A 21,788-nucleotide genomic window follows, 5' to 3' on the forward strand; every position below is an offset into this window, starting at 1 on the left:
GCCGGAGGATGCGTTATGTCTCCCGGTAGCCCCGCCCAGCTCACGCTGCACTGACGGTCGCTCCGCCAGCTGCCCGTTTACGTGAACATGAGATCAACAATAAGCTAGCCTGAGCAAACGGGGATAAGATTTTCCGGATGCAGACAAAAGTAAGGGGCAGTCAAACCGCCCCTCAATCAACTCTGCTTCAGCTTTCACCAGCCTCAGAAGGCTTGTCGTCAATCTGGTAGGGCGCGAGAACCTTCTTGGTTTTCTCCGGCAGGTTCTTCCCCCAGCCAGCATCAAGCTTGTGGTCAACAGACACGCGGTCATCAAACACAAAGCACTCGCCTTTCCAGAGGCTCTCGTCCTCTGGCACATTTTCCAGATAATTCAGAATACCGCCCTCAAGGTGGTAAACCTCATCATAGCCCTGCTCCAGCATCAAGCCGGTAGCCCGCTCACAACGGATACCGCCGGTGCAGAACATGGCAACCTTCTTCTTGGCGCGCAGAGAATTGTCATTGCGTTTGACCCACTCAGGAAACTCATTAAAAGTCTCCGTGTCTGGGTCCAACGCACCTTCAAACGTGCCCAGAGCAAACTCATAGTCATTGCGCGTATCAATCACGACCGTATCCGGGTCAGAGATCAGCGCATTCCAGTCCTCTGGCTTCACATAGGTGCCGACAAGATCATTCGGATCAATATGGTTCACGCCCATATTCACGATCGCTTGCTTCAAACGCACCTTCATGCGCTTGAATGGAACTTGCTTCGCCCAGCTTTCCTTGACGATGATGTCATGAAAACGCGGGTCTTTGCGCAAGTAGGCAATCACGTCCCGCATCTGCGGTTCTTCACCAGCAATAGTTCCGTTAATGCCCTCACGAGCAATAAGAAGACTGCCGCGAATACCACGGCTTTTGCAGTAGTCAAGCAGAGGTTCGCGCATGTCTTCAAAGTCCGCAAACTCAACAAACTTGTAGAGCGCACAGACCAAAATGGGGGTTAGCGTATGTGTCATTCTTTGCCTTTGTGGGCTTATTCGTAGCAGTACCTATACCCATTTCCATCGGGTCTGTCAGCAAAAGAGACCATACCAAAACTGCAAACCTCCCCTGCCGAAGCAGGGAAGGTTGAAATGTAACTCGCACGAGAGGTCGTCACAGGTTCATTTACCGGCCCGGACGGAAGGTTTCCATAATGGTAAGAAGCGTCTGAAGCTGATCCGGCGTACCAGACTGAGCAACCTTTTCCGTAGCACCAGCAGCTGCCATGGTATCCATGGAGTAGATCTGCATAACGCCCTGGTTGGTTGCAGCCTGAGCCAGAATGTTCTGCTGCTGAGAAGCAGCCACGTTATTCTCAAAGAGAATACCGGTTGAGTGCGCCATAGTCTGGAAAAGCGAACCCATAGCCATGGCGGGTGCTTCACCAACAACCTTCACATTGGTTTGTGTGACGGCATCAGTAATCATTGGATTTACCGTATCCGGCATAGTCGTCATCCTTAAAAATGCAGCATATCTTTCGAAGAGACGAAACCGCCTTTCGAATACCGATACGCGGGAGACAGAAACAAAAGCAGCTCAGCAGAATATGAACTGCCATGAATAAGAGAAGTCGTGTCCGGTGATTTCACAGAGAACCACCAGGGGCATGCCCACCTGAAAACCAACCGGACACCATTAACTGCAAGTTGAACCAACGCCGCCGGAGGGCGACGCCTAAACCCGTTAGGTTGGGTTGAAAACGCGCATGATTGTCAGCAGCGTGTTCAACTGGTCTGGTGTGCCGCTCTGAGCAACTTTTTCGGTAGCACCAGCACCAGCCATCGTATCCATGGAGTAAATCTGCATGACTCCCTGGTTAGCCGCTGCCTGAGAAAGAATGTTCTGCTGCTGAGCGGCAGAGACATAATTCTCAAAGAGAATTCCGGTGGAATGAGCCATTGTCTGAAAGACACTGCCCATTGCCATCGCAGGGGCTTCACCCACGACCTTTACGTTGGACTGGGTAACCGCGTCAGTGATCATAGGGCTAACAGTTGTTGGCATTCTAATAGTCCTCTTTCATACAGTTCTGGTCAAAATCCGGTTCTGCATTTCCTTGAACTGGCTCCAAAGGAGTACGCGCTACTACAACTTAAAGGATGCATCAGAACCATTCTCATCGCTCTGGCCTTTGCACCAGAAAGCGAAGCTCGAAAGTTCCGGTTATGGGTTGAAACTACGCAAGGTAGTCAGCAGCGTGCTGAGTTGGTCAGCTGTCCCAGCCTGAGCAACTTTTTCTGTGGCCGATGCCCCGGCCGTTGTATTCGCGGAATAGATTTGCATGACGCCCATGTTGGTCGTCGCCTGTGCAAGAATGGTAGATTGAGACGCGGATGCGACTGAGTTCTGCAACAAAATGCCCGTTGAATGTGCAAGGGATGCATAGAGGTTTCCCATCGCAATTGCAGGCGCTTGCCCAAGCACCGTTACATTGGATTGCGTGACAGCATCCGTCACCATGCCACCCTCTGGTATTACGGGGCCAATCCCCGGTAGATCCGCCATAAATCACTCCCACCTGATCAACCGAACTCATGAGCAGTTCGGTAAAAACGCAGCCCTGCTTCACCTCTGATCAAGCGCAAGCACTGCACTGACCAGAGGCAAACTCTCAATTATTTAGAAAACTCAATGGCCGTTGCAGATCGACCAAACACCACGACTTAACGCGACAAGTACCGACACAATGTTCCGAGCAAACTCTCGTTCACCTGCTCGGCTTCCTTCGGATCCATATGTGAAATGCTGTTTGCAGCAGCCATGGAACCAACAGAATAAGTATGCAAAATTCCCTGATTCAAAGCGGTCTGCGCAATGATGTTCTGGCGCTGTGCATTCGAGACGGAATTCTCAAAAAGCACCCCTGTCGATTGCGCCGCTGTCAGGAAGGTCAGCGCCAGCGCGAACGCAGGAGCCACCCCAAGAATTGCAATCACGTCAGCATCAACAGTTCCATCATCGGAGGGTTTTGCTGCGCCACATTGTTCCTCAATAGTCTTTGGCATTTTTTCTCCAATATGCTTGTTATTATTGCCATTTACAGACTATTGACGCCGCTCCTCTCTATTTGTGAACTCTTTCCTAAGAGCCAATGCCCTTCGTAAGAATTGGTTCACACATCACTCATCTATCGCGAGTTCTCTGTTGCAGATAACTAATCAAAAGCTCGGAGAGCTTCTCATTGAGCGGTGCAATCTGCCTTGAAAGCTCCGACTTGATTTCCTTCTTCAGAAAATCCCGCATGGCTTCAGCAGCCTGTACCGCCATCGCTTCCTGATTGGGAACCCCGCCCTGACCGGGCAGGCCAGAGCCCGGAAACTGCGCCATGCCGGGACCAGCTTGCGGCCCACCTTGCCCAGGCACCATTTGCGGCTGCGGCTGTGCAGGCGGTGGTGCTGGTGGTGATTGCGGTTCCTCCTCCTCATCCCCAGTACCAATCACGCTCTTAATCGTCGTAATCTCTTCATCAATGGAGGTGCACAGCTTGGCTGCCGCCTGCTCCACTTCAGACACAATCGTCTGCGCAGAGGATGTTGCATCGTCACAAGCCCGATTGATCTGCGCCTGCTGCTGGCGGATTTCAGCAACCACCTCATTGTAGTTTGGAATGCCCTGCCTCAGCTGCGCAAATTCACTGGCCGCTTGATCCACATTCTGCTTCACCTTGGTCAGCTGCACGACAGCATCATCCAGCGCAGAGTTGAATTCCGGGCCCGGCGTCACCGTGACCTTTTGAGGACCAGCATCTGCGGCCCCTGACGTTCCGTTCGCGGCTGTACTCATCGCCTCACTCCTCAAGTCCAGTCTTACCAGTTGTGATCTGAATTTCGCTCGGAACTACGGTCCTCTCCCCGCGCATCAAACTCAATGTCACCAGTGGAGGTAAACCGCGCAAGAAGCTCCTCTTCCACCCCATCCTGGATCAACCGGTCCTCGTCTTCACGGTCCTCATACCGGTCGGCCTCTTCCTGCAATCGCTCATCGCGAAACCCGAGAACCACATCCGCTGCAGTAATGCCATCTTCACACACCAGCATCCCTTCCGCCTTCACCAGCGCATCCCGCGCCAGACTCAGATGACACAGAAGCCCTGGCAGCGTCTCAACACCAGACCGCGACAGCGTAAGCGTCTCTTCCTGCTCGATAACCCCTTCCCAGCGGCGCAACTGATTGAGGATCACCTCCTCCAATTCCTCTCGAATGTATGTAACGTCCCGTTCCATATCTCACCTTTAGAGCTGACCGGGGATCTGCCTATCGCGTCAGAGCCCGAAGAAAAGTCGCAAGCAAAATGTAGTCCTATTGAAACAACAGCGTAATTTCCTGAAACAGATCCATCAGCTGACCCGCTTCCGGCAGATCACTCACTCACATCCTGAAACGCCGAGATGGCATTGGTCACCATGACGTTCAGCTCCGTCAGCGCAGGTGTCGCTGCCAGCGCCGGATCCTGCGCGATCTTCGCGGCCACAATCGCCTGTGCAGCCATGGAGATTTGCATGACACCGTTCATGTAGGTCTCCGCATTTTGCGAGGCATGCCCGCTGGACTGCTTGGTCATCACATCATCAGGAATGGAGATCATCGACTCCAATCCTTGGTAGTTTTGAAAGTTGGTAAACTGCACGGCCTGAGTAATCTGTTCGTTTAAAGCAGAAGTTGAAGGCGCAGAGGTTGGCAATGGTGGATAGGATGGCCCGGAGGACTGCTCCTTCCCGGTATCCGTGGATGTGCCCTGCGACTGCCCACCCGTTCCGTCAGAACCGGTAGTATCCTCAAAGTCTGCACCGCCAGCAGATCCCTTTTCACTATCCATCACCATGGTTTGTTGCGCTCCGGATTGACTGTTGCTCTCACTTGCTGTGTTGACGGTTTCCGTTGCCGCCTGTGAGGACATTTTGACCGCTGGAGAAGATCGCTGAGCACCTTGTGTTCTGGATGCCTCAGCACCGGACTGAGTTGAGGAACGCAAACTATTATCGCTCAAAGGTCCGTGGAGCAGAGAGATCAGGCGCCGCCGACGCGTAATCGCATTCTCATACTCTTGAGAAGCTGAACTCTCACCTCTCTCCCTCACCATCAAATTCCCTCAAATTAGCCACCTGAAGGTTTAGACTCCGCTCCAGAGGTCGGGCCTATTTCCATAATCAGCTGAACGCCCTTGGACACCACAGCCGTCGATATCTGGTTCATGGATTGCTGCGCATGGGTCGCATTTTGAACCGACAGCCCCGTCGCATTGCTTACCACCTGATAAAGATTGGCAATTGCCTGAGAGGGCGCTTCACCCACCACCTTCACATTTGTCTGGGTAACGGCATCCGTCACCTGAGCATTTACAGTATCTTCCGCCATGCTTTCGCCCTCGCAGTCTAAATTCGTTAACTATTCGGAGAGACGCACTCCCAACCCTCCTGTGAACATTCAATCTGCTCAATTGAGCCGCTTACGCTTCTTGGAGCGGGCATCTCTCAGCTTTTCACGCAAAAACTGCACCCGCTTGCGGGCCAAAGCCTGAGAAATATTCAACTCCTCCGAAATCTCGCTGTAACTGCGATCCTCGGCAAACTTCATAGAAAAAATCTGCTGGTAGATAAGAGGAAGCCGCTCCAGCGTCTTGCTGATCAGCATCAGCTCCTCCTTCTGTGCCAGCAACACTTCCTGCGGTGCGCTTTCAATCTCTGTGTTGGCCAGATGTTCGTCGTAAACATCCTTGTCGCCATCACGAAACTGATATTCATAACGCTTCTTCCGGTACTGGCTGATGAACTCGTTTTTGAGCGCATACATAAAAAAGGCGATTGGCTCCCTCATATTCAAGGGACGCTGTTCAAAGTGCGAGGCTACCTTAATGATCGTTGCTGACATCAACTCTTCAGCCGCATCCATGTCACCACCCGTAAGATGAAACGCTCTTCCGAATATCTTTTTTCTATGCTCGTTCCAGTATTCCCAAACAGGCGTCAAATCCTGACGCCCATCAAGATGTTCTAATCGTGTATTCTTGTAATACATCCGCCACACCTCAATGTATTACAGACTAAATTCCTGAACACCACAAAGAGACATCACGAAACACACACCAACACTGGCATGGAGAACAGATATCAACTTTATTTCTAGAGAATTCGTCCGCTTCGATAGAGATGAAGCTACGGATATTCTTGTTTACGGAAAACCAACGCAATTTTATGGGTTGTATAAATTCACGCTTACAACCGTTGATAATATAACGTGAACCAGATTAGAAATTTTAAGAGGTTCCAGTCACTTAACGACCTTCGAGTAATCAACCTTGCAGAATTACAACACAACCAGAAACACGACGACGACCTGTTAACAACCTATAAGGTGTATCCTTGAGGTTGATACAACCCGAAAAATGCATAAGCCCAATCTCATAGAGCGCCATCCACCCTGCCCTTAATAGACAGCCCGCCCGACGTTTTGTGACATAAGCGATTCTACAAATTAAAGGAGAGATTGTTTTTCCAGGTGCTCAATCACAAACCGCGCACGCTCTTCAACGCACACTTGCGGCACGTCAACCAACTCATATCCATAAGCACGATAGACCGAAACATTCGCGGCATAATCCTGGCACGCAAAGTCAAAGCCATGCGTTCGCTCCGCATCATGTTCAAAGATCTCTCTCCACGGCGCACACACAAACACAGGCGACGCAAACCGCCTCAGTTGCGCAGCACGCACCATGCTCTCAGGAACAGAAGCCCCAATAATTGCACTATACGCAATCGCTTCCAGAAAACTGCGATCATGGAACACAGGCTCACCTGACCGCACCCCTCCCCGATCAAACGCCGCAATGGAACGCTCAAACAACAAATCCCGAAAAGCAACACAGTCCTTGTCAGGCAGAGCACAACCACCAACCGCACGCTGCTCCTGCACCAACTGCCGCCCAACCTCCTCCCGGCACGCATACCCAAGAGACTTGAGATACGCCAGCAAAGTAGATTTCCCAGCACCAGACGCGCCAGTAATGACAAAGTCCATCACAAAACCTTTCAAAGAAAGAGCGGAACAAGACGATATATTGGGGGGAAAGTTCGAAAACCGGAATGCAAGGAGTGCCAAAAAGGGATGCGATCACTTTGAAGCAAAGCACACACAAGCACCACCAAGGCATAAATGCCTTTGTGAAACAGTCACCGATTTTCTGAGAGAAAATGGTGAGCCCGCACGGGTTCGAACCGTGGACCTACTGATTAAAAGGCGCTTCAGCATAGAACGCTCATTTACGATAAAGAGCGATTCATTACTATGAATCAAGTAGTTGTAGAAAATTATTTGCTCTGCCCTACCTTGCTTTTCGTCCTCAATCTCATACATTTGCTTACATAGTGCTGACACAGAACGGCAAGCAGATAGTTTTGACCTATGACGGTTTGGGTGTTGTTTTACACAGGTCCTAAAAGAAAGCCCTAAAGGTCGTCACAAGCTGTCAGGCCGTCAGAAACAGCGGCAAACAGGAACGGATTTCAACTGACATTTTCATATGTGTGGTGGCTCTTGTCACGAGCCGTCAGCGGGAGAGGTGTGTCTATGCCAAACATAACGAAGCGAACGGTGGATGCGGCAAGCCCAGCACACAAAAAGCAATTTCTCTGGGATAGCAAGCTCAAAGGCTTTGGTCTTCAAGTGATGCCAAGCGGTGCAAAAACATTCATTGTGCAATATCGCACACATGAAGGCCGCTCCCGTCGTATGAGCCTTGGCAGATATGGTGAGCTAACACCAGATCAAGCCAGAGACTTGGCGACCAACGTGCTAGCAACGGTCCATAAGGGAGATGATCCCCTCTTAAAGCGAGAGAACAAACGAACCGCTCCCACGGTGAATGTTCTTCTTGATACTTACATGAGCAAACATGTGCAGGTGCACAATAAGCCCAAGACAATGAAAGACATTGAACGTCTCCTAAACCGGTGTGTTCGCTCACAATTGGGGTATATGAAACTCAACTCTGTCAGGCGGCAGGATATTGCAAAACTGCATCACTCGTTGAGAGCAACACCTCGTCAAGCCAATCAAGTTTTGGCGGTCTTATCTAAGGCGTTCAATCTGGCTGAAGTATGGGGCCTAAGGCCAGAGCACAGTAATCCGGTTCGGTTGGTCAAGCGGTACAAGGAAAACGAGCGTGACCGTTTCCTATCAAAGGAAGAATTGCGAAAACTAGGGCGGACTCTTGAACTAGCGGAGCATGAAGGACTTCCCTGGATCATAAAAGCCGGGAAGGATACAGCCAAGCACTTGCCTAAGGATATTGCAAAGCGGAAGACACCTATAAATCCGAGAGCTCTTTATTGCTTACGTCTGCTCCTTTACACCGGTGCACGCTTGAGTGAGATCACAACCTTGAAATGAGAGCATATTGATATTGATTTGGGCACGATTGCACTGCCTTCAAGAAAGGGGGATGAGCGTAAACCTCATCCGGTAAGTACCAGTGTGATCGAAATCCTCTCTGAAATTCCAAGAGTGGATGTTTCACCATATGTTTTACCGGGCTGTAAAGATCCGACACGCCCCATTTCGATTGAGGTAGTTGAGAATGCATGGCAGCGCATCCGCGTCCATGCCAACATTCCTGATGTACGTATTCACGATCTGCGCCACACGGTTGGCACCTTCGCAGCCCAAGCAGGCAGCAACGCCTTCCTCATTAGCCACCTTCTACGCCACCGCTACGTGACCATCACCAATCGCTATGTGAACCATGATGCCCATCCAATCCGGGTATTGTCAGAGACGATTGGTGAACGGATTGAGGCTGGATTGGAAGGACGAGAATGAGAACTCCGCTACAGGCATTTGGAGGTATTTATTTGGATAATTGCGAGCACCACATGAAGCTTTTGACCATTTGCGTCCGTTCAAGGTTTTCCTTGAGTATTCTCGGTAGAGCATGCCTTCAACTTCAAGTGGGTCTTCATCTAACTTAGCGATTAAGGCTGCAGGCAACAATTTGCAGAGGCACGAGAAACGTCTCGCGGAATTTGCTGTCGTTCTCTGCACTAAAAGAACTCGTGTAAGTGAGAGGGCTCCGCTGGCCTGGTGGGTCATAAGCCGTCATTCAAACGTTTCTATTGAGGGTTGAGGCTAAATCAGAGAAATGATGCAGTAGAGTTCTATAGGGGGAGCTCTTTTCACACTAATAATTTCTTAAACACCGAACGAACGAGCCAATGCCAAAAAGAGTGGTAAGGAGCTTACTTTAACTTTGGTAATGATAAGCTGGAGAGAGTTTGCCTCGACAGTGAAGGTTAATCCTTATCACAGTTTTGAGGGGCGTATGAAGTTGTTGCGTGACATTTAGCGTCTTTCCGCAAGCGTTGAGCATCTTTCAGTTTCGGGACGGAAGGGGATCACAGGTACCCTCGGCCAGTCCGAGAGGCACGCTGCCAGCCTCGATATCTATGATTGGGGTTGGTTTGAATCCACTTTCGGACAGCACTCATCCTCTTGAAATTACTAGATGATGAACTCATTCTGTGCAGTATTGTGCATCAGTTGAAGTCAAAAGCCAAACCTCCTTGCCTTAATTCGTCCAAAGATTTACCGGCGCAGCTGGGGATTCGGGTGTCTAATGTTCCATTGTCGTTTACCGAGAGCTGTACCGGATTGTTGCCCAGTGGCTTGTAGAACGGGGTGTCATCTTCAGTGCCATCGATGTAGAATACCACATGACCGGCCTCTCGGTTTACAGTGCTCTCTAATGGACAGATTACAACATCAGGCGCATCGCCGAATATACCCGCCTCTGCACTGATCGAAATAAAAAGCGCACCAACAAAAATTGCAGAACCACGTAGTGTCACAGGCATTAATCTCTCCGATCGCTTCAAACCGAGAATTACTCAGTGAACTATGCTGCCAATTGCTCTTCTAAGTGCTAAGTAATCAAGGAATTCTCAGCTTTGATTAATAGGTCATTAATTGATCGAAAGTAAAATCAATAGCGTATACTTGTTAAATATTAATTTTGATTAAGAATACTTATTGTGTTGCTTTTTTATTCGTTGTATCGATGACGTTGTAGATACATGCTAACTTGAATGATTTAGTCGAATATGTGCTTCGTCTAGAACGCAGCTGTCTTCTTCTTAAGGTAGTAAAGGCAAGAATAACAATGGTGTTGTAGCACCGTGATAAGGCACAGATAGCAAGCCAAAACGATTGTGTTCAGCAACCTTCGATGACTGGTGTTCTCCGATGCTAAGACTTCGAGTATATCTCGTTTCCGCATGTGTACTTCTTCTGGGCCTCGCCTCGTGTGGCGAGGAGCCTCAAACGAGCGTGTCTGAGGTTGTTCGGCCTGTCAAAACCTTTGAAGTCTTGACACCGGAATCCGGCGGGAAACGCTCTTTCCCTGCCCGCATTGAATCTCAAAGACGTGCTGAAGTATCGTTCCGCGTTCCCGGTACGATTGTTGAACTTCCGGTTAAGGAAGGAGAAGCGATTGAACAAGGGGGGATCATTGCGCAGTTGGACTCCACTGATTTTGAGTTGGTTGTGCAGGAGCGAGAAGCAGAACTTTTTCGGGCGGACAGAGATTTTGAACGTATCAAACCTTTGGCAGAAAGGGGTTTTTCTACGGTCAGAGAGAGGGATCGCAGGGAATACAACCTGAAGAGTGCAAAAGCATCGCTGGATATGGCCAAACAGGACTTGGCTTACACCACTTTGAAAGCCCCCTTTGGCGGACGTATAGCCAAACGGCTCGTCGAGAATTATGAAGAGGTTCAGGCGAAAGAGGTCATCATCGAGCTTAGGGACCTTAAAGCGCTGGAAGTGAAATTCGATGTCCCCGAGCAGATCATGCTTCTGGTCAGGGAGGCCTCCGAAGAGTTAAAAGAAACGCGCATAGAACCGGATGTAATCGTATTTTTTGATGCGGTCCCCAACAACCGATATGCGCTGGAATTCAAGGAAGTTGCAGCCACTGCCGACCCTGCAACGCGTACTTTTGAAGCGACCTACATCATGCCCACGCCGGAAGACATCAATGCTTTACCCGGCATGACAGCAAACGTTGTCATCGATCTAACAAAATACATTAAGGCCGCCAATGTTACCTTCATTCCCTCCGAAGCAGTGATGTCTACAAATGACCTTGAGCCGCATGTCTGGATTGTCAACGCTGAGAGTCGGGCATTGGAAAAACGCCACATCAAGGTTGGTGATCTTCGCGGCAACCAGATCGCTGTGACGGATGGACTTGAGCCAGGAGATCGCATTGTGACCGCGGGCGTTCCGTTTTTGGTTGAGGGGATGAAGGTCAGTTTAATGAGCACGCGAGAGCAGGCTGAGGAGCGACCGGAGGATGTGAGTATTCGAAAGTCGGCGGAAGAGAAAGCGCAGTCTTCGCAAACACCGGCAGCTAGTGGTGAAGACGAGAAGCCAGAATAAATAAGACCAAGGATACTCCTATGGATATTGGCGGTTACTCGGTAAAAAACAGAGTTGTTTCTTGGCTCCTCATCATTGTGCTGGTCGGTGGTGGTATTCTTGGCTTTGATGAGATGGGGAAGCTGGAAGATCCCAACTTTACGATTAAAGAAGCGAAGATAATCACGACTTATCCGGGGGCTACGGCGCAGCAAACACAAGAAGAAGTCACCTACCACATCGAAGATGCGGTCCAAAAACTCCCTCAGCTTAAACGTATAAAGATGTCGATCTCCCGGCCCGGATATTCTGATATCCAGATCCAGTTTAAAGATGAATACACGACTGAGCAGTTTCCCAACATTTACGATGAACTGCGCCGGAAGATTGCAGATGTAAGGCACGAGCTTCCTCCCGGTGTTGGAGAGCCGGTAATCGTGGATGACTTTGCAGATGTCTACGGCATCTATCTTGCTATTTCTGGCATGGGGTATACCTACCGCGATCTGAAGGATGTGGCTGAAACTCTTCAACGACAACTCGTTCTTGTTCCCGGTGTACGAAAGATCGTTATTGGCGGTGCGCAGCAGGAGGTCGTCTATATCGAGATCTCACGCGCTCGTCTTGGCGAACTCGGCCTTTCTGCAGAACGCATCTCGGAGTTGCTTTCCTCGCAAAATATTGTTGCAGATGCAGGCAGCGTTCGAGTTGGGGATGAATACATTCGCATTTCGCCAACGGGGGAGTTTAACTCTGTTGCAGAGATCAGCGGCTTGCTCATCAGCTCGGAGGATGAAGGAGCCGATAAAAAGGCTGTCTACTTAGGCGACATAGCAACCATTACTCGTGCCTATGAAGAACAACCTTCAAAGATGGTCTATTTCAACGGACTGCCCTCGCTGACCCTCGGCATTTCGATGTTACCGGGTCAAAACGTGGTCAACACCGGCAAGGCGATCAACGAAAAATTTGAAGAGCTTGTCGATACGATACCAATCGGTATTCAAGGCCATATTATCTACAACCAGCCAGAAGCGGTGGATCAATCCGTCAGCGGTTTCATCGTCAATGTGGGTGAAGCGATTGTCATCGTCATTGTTGTTCTCTTGCTTTTTATGGGGCTGAGAACCGGTCTCATAATCGGCGCAGTGCTGCTGATCACCGTGGCCGGAACGCTGTGGTTCATGCAACTGTTTAATATTGAACTCCAGCGGGTCTCGTTGGGAGCTCTGGTCATTGCTTTGGGTATGCTCGTCGATAATGCAATCGTTATTGCAGAGGGTATGCTCATTCGCATCAAAGCAGGTATGAAGGCGGCAAAAGCTGCAAGCGAAGTGGTTTCAAGCAATGCAATGGCTCTTCTGGGTGGGACGGTAATCGGCATTCTTGCGTTTTCCGCCATCGGGCTTTCTCAAACCAGCACTGGCGAGTTTGCACGCTCGTTATTCTACGTTATTCTTATATCACTTTCCCTAAGCTGGATAACCGCTGTCAGCACGACGCCATTGCTATGCGCTCTCTTTCTAAGGCCAGATAAAAAGACGGAGGAAAGCGAAGAAAAAGACCCTTATGCCGGTAGGGTTTACATGAGTTATAGAAGCGTTCTGGAAACCGCCATTCGGTTCCGCTGGGTTACGGTTTCAGCTGCTTTCAGTTTGTTTTTGGCGGCATTGGTTGGGTTTGGTTACGTGCCACAGGCGTTTTTTCCCAACTCCAATACGCCGATGTTTTTCGTTGATATCTGGGAGGTTGAGGGAACCGACATTCGTAAAACCCGCGACGATACCCTCAAAGTCGCGGAGTTTGTGCGCAACCAGGCGGGGGTAACGCAAACCACATCCTTGATTGGCGGCGGTGATGCGCGGTTCTCTTTGGTTTATGAGCCGAAGGAAAACAGTCCGGCCTACGCACAGATCATTGTTCAAACAGAGACCCGCGATCAGATACCGGATGTCTGGGCCGCCGCTCAAAAGTTCATGTTTGAGGAAATGACGCAGCTCGACCCAATTATCAAACCGCTGCGTATTGGGCCCGGCCGGGATGGAAAAATCGAGGCGCGCTTCCACGGAACAGACCCTGTTCTTCTGCGAAATCTGGCAGGAGAGGCCATGCGTATCATGAGGGCTGATGAAGATTCCAAGGATGTGCGAACGGACTGGCGTCAACCACAAAAGCTCATCAAACCCATATTCAACGAACAGGTCGCACGCCAGTTAGGTATCAACCGGCAGGATTTATCAGTGGCATTAGCGCAGGCCTTTGAGGGGAGTCAGGTCGGGATTTACAGAGACGGGACGCGCCTCCTTCCTATCGTCGTTCGCCCACCAGAGGCGGAGAGAAAAGACGTTTCTCATATTCGCGATGTTGAAGTCTGGAGCCCGATCTTGCAAAGATCCGTCCCAGTGCAACAGGTGGTAAACCGCTTTGATACGGTTTGGGAAGAGACTGTTATTCGGGGCCGAAACCGAATGCAAACCATAATCGCTTCAGCCAATCCGAAAGGGGAGTTGGCGACGCCGTTGTTCAACCGCATCAAAGGGGACGTCGAAGCGATTGAATTGCCTCCCGGCTATTCGTTCAGCTGGGGCGGGGAATATGAAGATTCAGCTGAGGCGCAGGCGGGTATCTATGGTGCCCTGCCAGCTGGTTTTGCTCTGATGATTGTCACCTCTATCCTGCTGTTTGGTTCCGTACGTCAACCACTCATCATCTGGCTGACGGTCCCTTTGGCCATCATCGGCATAACGGCTGGCTTACTCGCTATGAACGGCAGTTTTGACTTCATGTCACTCCTCGGCGCTTTGAGCCTGATAGGCTTGCTGATCAAGAATGCCATTGTGCTTATTGAAGAAATAGATCAGCAGTCCGAAACAAAAGACCTTTACCTTGCTATTGTGGATTCCTGCGTTAGCAGAATGCGGCCTGTCGCTATGGCCGCAGCCACTACGGTTCTTGGCCTTATTCCGCTCTTGCAGGATGCCTTCTTTGTCAACATGGCCATGACCATCATGGGCGGCCTGAGCTTCGCAACGGTGCTCACCTTGATCGTGGTTCCGGTGCTTTACGCAATCCTGTTTAACGTCAAAAACCCCGGACAAGAAAAGCCCCATCTTGCCGGAGCAAGCATATGAGAACAGTCACAAGCAGGCGTTGTTACGGAAGCTTCGGCACCAATTTAATGTGTTAACGATTGGTCAGTTGAGTAATTCCATATCGCCCATAAGAGTTACTGTAGAAGCCTTCGAGTGAACGTGTTAACCCATGATGGAAGCGCTTCAATGGCCGCTTGTGGCCCTGATTACAGGCATGTTGTTGAGTGGCCAAAACCGCCATTGAAAGTTGGCATTTTGATGGTGACTTGCTAGGAATACAGAATGTCTAAATATTCAGATTATGAAGAAAAAGTACTCTCGATTATTGATAAACATGGGTGGCAATTCACTTTTGTGTTCGACCCCGAGGGTTTAACCCCCGACTTTGGTTACTCTGTTGGATTTACCACATCCCTTGGTGCTCCCGAATTTATAATTTTTGGACTTCCGCGAGAGTTAATGAACAGCATGCTGTGGGAAATCCATCGGCAAATCAAAGAGGGGGCAATCCCCACCGATGGCATGCGGTGGAATGGACTGTTGGAGGGATTCGACTGTATTAGCCGAAAAGCTACACACAAAAATCTACATTCCGAATATACCACGTCAGCGAACTGGCTCTGGCAAGAAAAAGGGAATGAGGGCAGCGCTGAGGTTTTTCAGATTGTTTGGCCCGGCGCACAGCAAGGGCTTTTTCCCTGGGATGAGGGATGTGCTCAAGATGTAATTGATGCTCAACCCAACCTATGGCTTAGTGAATGACTTAACTGGTAGAATTCCTCCACACGTTGAAACAGAAGCCTCGTTTGGCACCAGGTCTATGTTTTAAGTTTGGGGTATCTTTGGGCTTAACGAAACTGTGATACATCCAAGCTACAACGAGCGCATAGGTTCAGAAATATGCTCTGGAAAGCGTCGGCAATAACTTCTAATGACTGTCTCAACCCTTGATCGAGTTGCCCGAATGTCCGCAGTTGCCCCGCAACAACATTCTACCCCTGCGAATGCCTGTGCGCAATTAAGCTTTTCGATGTGAACTTTAATATTCAAAACTAAGGCGAGGAGCATATTTGCTGCAGCCAGTATGTAACTTTTTTGACAAGTGTCTCTTTTCTGCTGATGTCTGTTATTTGGAGCAATTGTCAATATGAAAGAAAATTACTCACCCACATAAACCATCGTAGGTGCTCATCAATGTGGCACCTACGATGGTTTAAGATTTACGTGAGTTTGACGTTCGCCATCAATGCTTTCGCATGGGCGGTAATGGCATCTAGTCTTGTTCCTGGACGGAACAGGGATGAGCCGATGCCGGCACCGCTGGCTCCCGCTTTCATATAGTCTGCGATGTTGCTTACATCTACGCCGCCAACGGGGAGTAACTTGATCTCTTTTGGGATAACAGCACGAAATGCCCGGATGATTGCCGGTGGACATAGCTCGGCAGGGAAGAGTTTCAGTCCGTCTGCGCCAGCATCCAGTGCTGCGAAGGCTTCTGTTGGCGTGTAGATGCCGGGTAGCCAGCTTAAACCGTACTTTTGCGCAGCAGCACCTACTTCAAGAGAGAAGTTCGGCGCAACGACAAACTCGCCGCCACAGTCTTTCAGCTGGTTCACCTGAGCGGGTTTAAGCACCGTTCCAGCACCAACACAAACAACATCACCCAGCTGTTTTGCAATGCGCTCAATACTGTTGAAAGGGTCAGGAGAGTTGAGCGGTACTTCCATAATTTTGATGCCGCCTTCAATCAAAGCGGATGCAACATCAATGGCTTCCTCTGGTTTCAATCCACGCAGAATTGCGACCACAGGGGCTTCAGAAAAGATATCTTCAAATTTTGACATCAGTGCTTCCTTCGATATCAAATCAGTTTTCGGGATTGAGCGAGTTCTACAGCGCCGTAAACAACGCCGCCGGGCGGCACCACACGTGACACGCCCTCAAGGATTTCAAAGGCACATTTGTACATATCGGGCAGTGCGCCATTTCCGAGAATCCAGATTGGTTCTTGTGAGGGCAGGAGTTCTCCAATCTCGGCGCCAATCAGCATACCGCTCAGATAAGACGCGGCTTTTTCTTCAGGCAACTTGTCCACCAGCACGCGGGACCTTGCGGTGAACACACGGTTGAGCAACGCACCTGCTTTCCCTTCACGCGCACCAAAGCGCACCCCCTCTTCAAACCAGTCGCACAGTGCTGCTGTCTTTCCAAATGCACCGAGGATCGATGCTGAGGTCAAAGCATGGAACATATCGCCTGTCAGGTAGGTTTTGTAAGCAGTGATGGCACCATCCTGAACTGAGACATGCTTGGAATGCGTGCCCGGAATAACCATGGCCGCATTGCTCAGCGCAAGCATCTCTAAGGCACCAAAGATCTCGGTTTCTTCACCGCGCATCACATCGGCATTTTCACCCACTGCCATAATGCCTGGTATGAACCAGATCTCACCCAAGCCCTCAACCATCATCGAGACCATATCTTGAGAAAGAGCACTCGGCCTTGTTGGCATGGTTGCATAAGGCACCTCCAGCCAACCGTTGCGTGATCCAATCATACCAGAAAGGATAATCGGCAAATCACTCCGGTATCCTTCAAGTTTGGTGATATTGGTCTTCAGGACCTGTTCGAAGCGATCTTTTGCCGCCAGAATACCTTCTGATGTGGCTATCGTGTCGATGACTTGTGCATCTGATGTGACCGTGCGTGCTCTGAAAGAGCTGGTGCCCCAGTCTACGGCAATCAGAACCGCGACCTTTTCGTTCGTCATTAGTGTCTCCACATGCCAAGACCAGTCATTGTCCTGGCAGTTGAGGCCTGCTGTTCTTGTAAGCAAACCTCTGGAGATAAGCCCTAAAGGCTGGAGATGTCAGATACGCCCTTGTCGAAGGTTCGTATGTAGCGGCCGATGTGGAACCCAAGTGTGTCTAGTGCTGCTGCAATATCATCGCGGGCCAGTGCCTCTACCATTGCTCCATGCTCTTCAAACGACTTATCTGTTTGAATGACGTCCTTCCCCAGATGCGTACGGATCGCAGCTATTTTGGCTTCAATCAGGCTGTAGCCTTTGATCAGATAGCGGTTCTTGCAAAGGTCAAACATGACCCGGTGGAACTCGATATCTAATTGCAGGTAACGGCTGATGTCATCCTTCTCTTTTGCAGGAACCATTTCTTCACGAATTGCACTCAACCGTTTCACGAGCTCAACTTTGTTGCGCTCATATGCCAACTGAAGGGCGGCGCGCTCCAAAATGACACGGTGCTCCGTCAGCTCAACATTATCCAGTCCACTGAGCGTGAACACAAAAGTGCCATGCTGTGGGAACACTTCCACCAGCCCCTCAACACGCATTTGCGCAAGAGCATGACGGATTGGGGTTTTGCTGATATTCAGATACTCGGCGAGCTTTTGCTCAGAGAGTGCTTCTCCAAGTTTGAATACGCCCTCCATGATGGCCTCACGCAGTTTTGCGGTTGCCAAATCAGAAAGGGAGACTGGACGAAGATTTTCTTCCATTAGGTGTATGCTTCACTTAGAGAGATCGGTTAATAGCTCCTCATGCAAAAGGCATGAAGCGCAAGCAAGGGTATAGGACGGTGACATACAGTCATCAAGGACTGTTCTCTGGTTTTCTTTCAGGAATTGGCGCAAATGCGCCGGCAGATGGCCGGGGTCGCAAAAGAAAACCAGCAACCCCAGCCCTGGCTGATTAGATCCGGCCAAATTCAGCAAGAAGATCTTCTACAGTCTTTCCCTGAGCCACCCATTTGCGGGTTTCTTCTTCGCGGTCCGCCTGTTCTTTCGCCAGTTTCACAACTTCCTCGGCTTTTTCCAGCGGCACAACGGTGACGCCCATAAGATCAGCAACGATGAAGTCACCCGGCTTTACAACAACACCGCCGCATTGGATTGGCACGTTGATGGAAAGCTCTTCCTTGCGGCCAGAGAACATGGTGTGTGTGCCGCGAGGCGTGATCGCACGGGTCCAGATTGGCCAGTTGATGTCTTCCAGCTCGTCCGTATCACGGCCAGCGCCGTCCACGATCATGCCGCGTATGCCACGGTTTTGCGCCAGACCGCCCATCAGACCACCGCATACGGAGGTGTTGGGATCACCACCAGCATCCACCACGATCACATCACCCGCCTGGCCCATTTCAAGCGCCTTCAAAGGATCAACCAGATCCCCTTTTGACAGCTGAACGGTGATCGCCTGACCACATACCTTTGCGCGGAACGGAGGCTTGATGCCGCTGTCCATAACGCCGGTACGGTACTGCACATCTGCAAAGACAGCGGTTGCGGAGTAGCATTTCAGAACTTCGTCGAATTTTTCAAGCAGGTCTGGGCGACGTTCGAACTCATTGAATACTTTTAGCATGACAGCTTCCTTATGATTTTATTTGGCCTGAAGGCGTTCGAGATTGACGGTGTATTCGGCAGGCTTGCCGGTCAGCACCAAGGCGACCTGACGGGCGGCGGTTTCGCGGGCCTGACGAATGGATTCCTCTGAGTAGTAAGCTGCGTGTGGGGTCACGATCACATTTGGCAGCGTGAACAGAGGATTGTCGGCAGGGTCCCAGGACGCGCGTTTGGCTGGCTCTTCTTCAGGATCATCCAAACCAGCACCGGCCAACGTTCCTTCGGTCAAAGCTTTGTAAAGCGCCTTGTTATCGATGGTTGGACCGCGGCCTGTGTTGATGACGATGGCCCCCGGTTTCATGGCAGCAAACTCAGCATCCGACAGGAAGTGACGGGTTTGCTGTGTCATTGGCACCTGCATGCAGATGTAGTCAGATTGTGCCAGCAGCTTGTCTTTGTTGACGAGACGACCGCCGTGTTCTTTCACGATCGTCTCATCCACGAACGGATCATAGACAATCAGCTCCACGCCGAAGGCTTTTGCTCGCTGCGCGATGGCCTGACCAATCTTGCCAAAGGATACCAGACCAAAGGTGCGGTCTCTCAGGCGATGAACCGGCTGACCTGACTGCCAGCGCCAGATGCCAAAGTGGGTGGCCTTGTTGTAGTCCTGCAACTTGCGCACAAGGGTCAGCCACAGCGAAATTGCATGGTCCGCTACTTCTTCAGTGCAGTAATCCTGCACGTTGGTGACGAGGATGCCCTTGTCGGTCGCCGCATCAACATCAACAATATCGACACCAACACCATAGCGGGCAATCACCTTACACTGCTCCATCTTTTCGATGGTACGTGCGCCAACTTTTGCGTACTGGTTCATGATTGCCGCGCAGTCGCGGGCTTCTTCAAAAAGATCTTCTTCGCACTTTGCCTGCAAAGCCACCACACGGGCGCCAGCTGCTTCAAGGATCTTGCGTTCGACCTCGTAGTCACCGTAATCATAGTCAGAGATAATGACTTTGGGTGCTTCGGACATTGTTATAACTCCTTGATTTACCAAAGCGACGGAAGAGTGAGAGAGATTGCGGGCACATAAGTGACCAGCAGCAGCAGCACCAGCATTCCGATAAAGAATGGCAAGATTGCTTTACTGAGGTTCTCGATAGAGACGCCCGAAATACCACTGGCAACAAAGAGGTTGACGCCAAGAGGAGGGGTACAGAACCCGATCGCCAGATTAACTGTCAGGATCACACCAAACACGATCGGATCGACACCAAGTGCTGTCACAACCGGCAGCAGGATCGGGGTCATGATGATGATCGAGGAAATAGTTTCCATGAACATGCCGACGATCAGCAGTACGATGTTGATCAGCAGCAGGATGACAATCGGGTTATCTGAGAAACTGGTTAGAGAGCGGGCCAGATCGGCAGGCAGCTGAGCGATGGTGATCAGGCGACCAAAGGCGGTTGCCATGATAACAAGGATCAGGATTGTGCCACTGGTTTTTGCGCTTTCTGCAAGTATGTTGAACAGGTCCCTGAAGGCAATATCCTTGTAAAGGAACAGACCAATAAACGTTGCATAAACAACCGCAACCGCGCCAGCTTCTGTCGGGGTGAACACACCACTGTAGATGCCACCAAGAATGATGCCGGGAACCAGCAAAGACCAGATGGCTTCTTTAAAGCTGACCCAGATGTTGGCTGGTTCAAACTTCGTGGTGGACTGGGCGATCTTCTCGTCATTGCGCAGCAGGTAACGTGCTGTACTCATGAAGACGATCGCAAACAGAACACCAGGAATGATCCCAGCCAGGAACAGCTTGCCGATGGAGACTTCAGCAGTCACACCGTAGATGATGAAGGGAATGCTCGGAGGAATAAGCACGCCAATCATACCGGCAGAGGCTGTCAAAGCGCCTGAGAACGGGCGTTTGTAGCCGACTTTTTCCATCTCTGGGATGAGGTTGGAACCGATCGCCGCAACAGTTGCCGGAGCAGAGCCAGAGATTGCAGCAAAGAACACGCACGCCAGCACATTCACATAAGCAAGACCGGCACGGATATGCCCAATCAAGGCGTTGGAGAAAGACACCAAGCGGCGTGACATGCCGCCATGCTGCATCAAGTCACCCGCCAGAATGAACAGTGGCACCGCAATCAGGGGGAATGAATCAGCGCCCGTGACCACAGAGCGGGAGAGGAGCACAAGGGGGGGAGTGCCATCGACAAACACCATGACGATCATGGAGGAAAGGCCAAGGCAAATCCCGATAGGAATGCTGAAGAACAGCAGTATTACCAGGCTGATAAAGAGGATACCTGCAATCATGACAGATCTCCGGTTTTATGAGGTGCAACCAGTTGGCGAACGGTTTTGAGGATGTTCTGAGCAATGCGGAAGGAAGACAGCACAGCTCCAACAGGGGCCGAGGCATACAGAATGGGGATTGGGAAGCCGAGAACGACAGACTTTTGATGAGCCACAAAAGGCGCCATGATCAACTTGATGCACTCAACGGAAAGGACGCAAAGGAACGCAAGAACAGCAAGATCTACGGCCAGTTCCAGCCAAAGTTGCTTGCGCTCGCTGAGAGCGGTTTTGAAGATTGTGATGCGCACATGGTCTCTGCGGTGAAACGCATAGCTGACCGAAAGCCAGATGAACCAGACGAAGATCCACAAGGTCAACTCTTCGCCCCATGAGAGCGAGGCATTCATGACGTAGCGCATGAACACATTTGCGGAGATCAGCAATACCATTCCAGCCAGAAGCGAGGCAATAAGAACCCGTTCCAAATTGGCGTTAAGCCATTTGAGGTAAGACATTTTCTCCTCCTGCGAGGACTTATTTTTTGGGGAAGACGGAGGAGTGCTCA

At 50.5% G+C, this 21,788-nt stretch carries 24 protein-coding genes; 5 read left to right on the forward strand and 19 right to left on the reverse strand.

What is annotated here, in order from left to right:
- Positions 1-187 precede the first annotated feature (187 nt).
- The 11 genes from PsW74_RS26455 to PsW74_RS26505 all read right to left on the reverse strand — a co-directional run bounded on the left by PsW74_RS26455 (position 188) and on the right by PsW74_RS26505 (position 7,052).
- Positions 188-1,006 (reverse strand): rhodanese-related sulfurtransferase, encoded by an 819-nt coding sequence (locus PsW74_RS26455; protein ID WP_063289650.1) that lies wholly within the window; start codon positions 1,004-1,006, stop codon positions 188-190.
- A gap of 151 nt (positions 1,007-1,157) precedes the next feature.
- Entirely contained in the window at positions 1,158-1,481 is a 324-nt protein-coding gene (locus PsW74_RS26460) for a RebB family R body protein (protein ID WP_057460908.1), read from the reverse strand.
- Positions 1,482-1,718: 237 nt separating this feature from the next.
- Positions 1,719-2,039, reverse strand: a complete 321-nt coding sequence (locus PsW74_RS26465; RefSeq protein ID WP_057460907.1) for a RebB family R body protein — start codon at positions 2,037-2,039, stop codon at positions 1,719-1,721.
- Positions 2,040-2,198: 159 nt separating this feature from the next.
- A complete protein-coding gene (locus PsW74_RS26470; RefSeq protein ID WP_057460918.1) occupies positions 2,199-2,495 on the reverse strand; it encodes a RebB family R body protein in 297 nt (98 codons plus the stop codon).
- 203 nt (positions 2,496-2,698) lie between these two features.
- Positions 2,699-3,040 carry a RebB family R body protein gene (locus PsW74_RS26475; RefSeq protein WP_063289651.1) on the reverse strand — a complete coding sequence of 114 codons (342 nt, stop codon included), beginning with the start codon at positions 3,038-3,040 and terminating at the stop codon, positions 2,699-2,701.
- Between the two features lie 118 nt (positions 3,041-3,158).
- A complete protein-coding gene (locus tag PsW74_RS26480) occupies positions 3,159-3,818 on the reverse strand; it encodes a hypothetical protein (protein WP_063289652.1) in 660 nt (219 codons plus the stop codon).
- A gap of 23 nt (positions 3,819-3,841) precedes the next feature.
- The gene (locus tag PsW74_RS26485) at positions 3,842-4,258 is read right to left on the reverse strand and encodes a hypothetical protein (protein WP_057460905.1); all 417 of its coding nucleotides are present in this window, start codon (positions 4,256-4,258) and stop codon (positions 3,842-3,844) included.
- Between the two features lie 137 nt (positions 4,259-4,395).
- On the reverse strand, positions 4,396-5,115 hold the full coding sequence (locus PsW74_RS26490; protein ID WP_057460904.1) for a hypothetical protein: 720 nt from the start codon (positions 5,113-5,115) through the stop codon (positions 4,396-4,398).
- A gap of 14 nt (positions 5,116-5,129) precedes the next feature.
- On the reverse strand, positions 5,130-5,390 hold the full coding sequence (locus tag PsW74_RS26495) for a RebB family R body protein (protein ID WP_054663306.1): 261 nt from the start codon (positions 5,388-5,390) through the stop codon (positions 5,130-5,132).
- A 78-nt stretch (positions 5,391-5,468) separates the two neighbouring features.
- Entirely contained in the window at positions 5,469-6,050 is a 582-nt protein-coding gene (locus PsW74_RS26500) for a sigma-70 family RNA polymerase sigma factor (RefSeq protein WP_057460903.1), read from the reverse strand.
- 456 nt (positions 6,051-6,506) lie between these two features.
- Positions 6,507-7,052: an AAA family ATPase gene (locus tag PsW74_RS26505; protein WP_063289653.1), complete on the reverse strand. Its 546-nt coding sequence runs from the start codon at positions 7,050-7,052 to the stop codon at positions 6,507-6,509.
- 549 nt (positions 7,053-7,601) lie between these two features.
- Here PsW74_RS26505 and PsW74_RS26510 point away from each other — a divergent pair.
- A complete protein-coding gene (locus PsW74_RS26510) occupies positions 7,602-8,423 on the forward strand; it encodes an integrase family protein (RefSeq protein ID WP_208988174.1) in 822 nt (273 codons plus the stop codon).
- 12 nt (positions 8,424-8,435) lie between these two features.
- Positions 8,436-8,852 carry a site-specific integrase gene (locus PsW74_RS29510; RefSeq protein WP_343286514.1) on the forward strand — a complete coding sequence of 139 codons (417 nt, stop codon included), beginning with the start codon at positions 8,436-8,438 and terminating at the stop codon, positions 8,850-8,852.
- A gap of 713 nt (positions 8,853-9,565) precedes the next feature.
- On the opposite strand, the gene PsW74_RS26515 is transcribed toward PsW74_RS29510, so the two are convergent.
- A complete protein-coding gene (locus PsW74_RS26515) occupies positions 9,566-9,883 on the reverse strand; it encodes a hypothetical protein (RefSeq protein WP_063289654.1) in 318 nt (105 codons plus the stop codon).
- Between the two features lie 388 nt (positions 9,884-10,271).
- Here PsW74_RS26515 and PsW74_RS26520 point away from each other — a divergent pair, with 388 nt between their 5' ends.
- The 3 genes from PsW74_RS26520 (at position 10,272) to PsW74_RS26530 (ending at position 15,301) form a co-directional block, all read left to right on the forward strand.
- The gene (locus tag PsW74_RS26520) at positions 10,272-11,468 is read left to right on the forward strand and encodes an efflux RND transporter periplasmic adaptor subunit (RefSeq protein ID WP_082830717.1); all 1,197 of its coding nucleotides are present in this window, start codon (positions 10,272-10,274) and stop codon (positions 11,466-11,468) included.
- Between the two features lie 20 nt (positions 11,469-11,488).
- Positions 11,489-14,578, forward strand: coding sequence for an efflux RND transporter permease subunit (locus PsW74_RS26525; RefSeq protein WP_063289656.1), 3,090 nt, complete (start codon positions 11,489-11,491; stop codon positions 14,576-14,578).
- 243 nt (positions 14,579-14,821) lie between these two features.
- A complete protein-coding gene (locus tag PsW74_RS26530) occupies positions 14,822-15,301 on the forward strand; it encodes a DUF4262 domain-containing protein (RefSeq protein WP_063289657.1) in 480 nt (159 codons plus the stop codon).
- A 458-nt stretch (positions 15,302-15,759) separates the two neighbouring features.
- On the opposite strand, the gene PsW74_RS26535 is transcribed toward PsW74_RS26530, so the two are convergent.
- The 7 genes from PsW74_RS26535 to PsW74_RS26565 form a co-directional block, all read right to left on the reverse strand.
- Positions 15,760-16,383 (reverse strand): 2-dehydro-3-deoxy-6-phosphogalactonate aldolase, encoded by a 624-nt coding sequence (locus PsW74_RS26535; protein ID WP_063289658.1) that lies wholly within the window; start codon positions 16,381-16,383, stop codon positions 15,760-15,762.
- 17 nt (positions 16,384-16,400) lie between these two features.
- Positions 16,401-17,309: a 2-dehydro-3-deoxygalactonokinase gene (locus PsW74_RS26540; protein ID WP_082830718.1), complete on the reverse strand. Its 909-nt coding sequence runs from the start codon at positions 17,307-17,309 to the stop codon at positions 16,401-16,403.
- An 83-nt stretch (positions 17,310-17,392) separates the two neighbouring features.
- Positions 17,393-18,058: a GntR family transcriptional regulator gene (locus tag PsW74_RS26545; protein ID WP_063289659.1), complete on the reverse strand. Its 666-nt coding sequence runs from the start codon at positions 18,056-18,058 to the stop codon at positions 17,393-17,395.
- Positions 18,059-18,251: 193 nt separating this feature from the next.
- Positions 18,252-18,923, reverse strand: coding sequence for an RraA family protein (locus PsW74_RS26550; protein WP_063289660.1), 672 nt, complete (start codon positions 18,921-18,923; stop codon positions 18,252-18,254).
- 18 nt (positions 18,924-18,941) lie between these two features.
- Complete coding sequence (locus tag PsW74_RS26555; RefSeq protein ID WP_082830719.1) at positions 18,942-19,940, reverse strand: C-terminal binding protein; 999 nt, start codon at positions 19,938-19,940, stop codon at positions 18,942-18,944.
- 17 nt (positions 19,941-19,957) lie between these two features.
- The gene (locus PsW74_RS26560) at positions 19,958-21,241 is read right to left on the reverse strand and encodes a TRAP transporter large permease (protein ID WP_063289661.1); all 1,284 of its coding nucleotides are present in this window, start codon (positions 21,239-21,241) and stop codon (positions 19,958-19,960) included.
- Positions 21,238-21,738, reverse strand: a complete 501-nt coding sequence (locus PsW74_RS26565; protein WP_063289662.1) for a TRAP transporter small permease — start codon at positions 21,736-21,738, stop codon at positions 21,238-21,240. Before PsW74_RS26565 ends, PsW74_RS26560 begins: the two co-directional genes overlap by 4 nt.
- Positions 21,739-21,788 lie beyond the last annotated feature (50 nt).

It is taken from the genome of Pseudovibrio sp. W74 (genome assembly GCF_001623085.1).
In the GTDB taxonomy this organism is placed as follows: domain Bacteria; phylum Pseudomonadota; class Alphaproteobacteria; order Rhizobiales; family Stappiaceae; genus Pseudovibrio.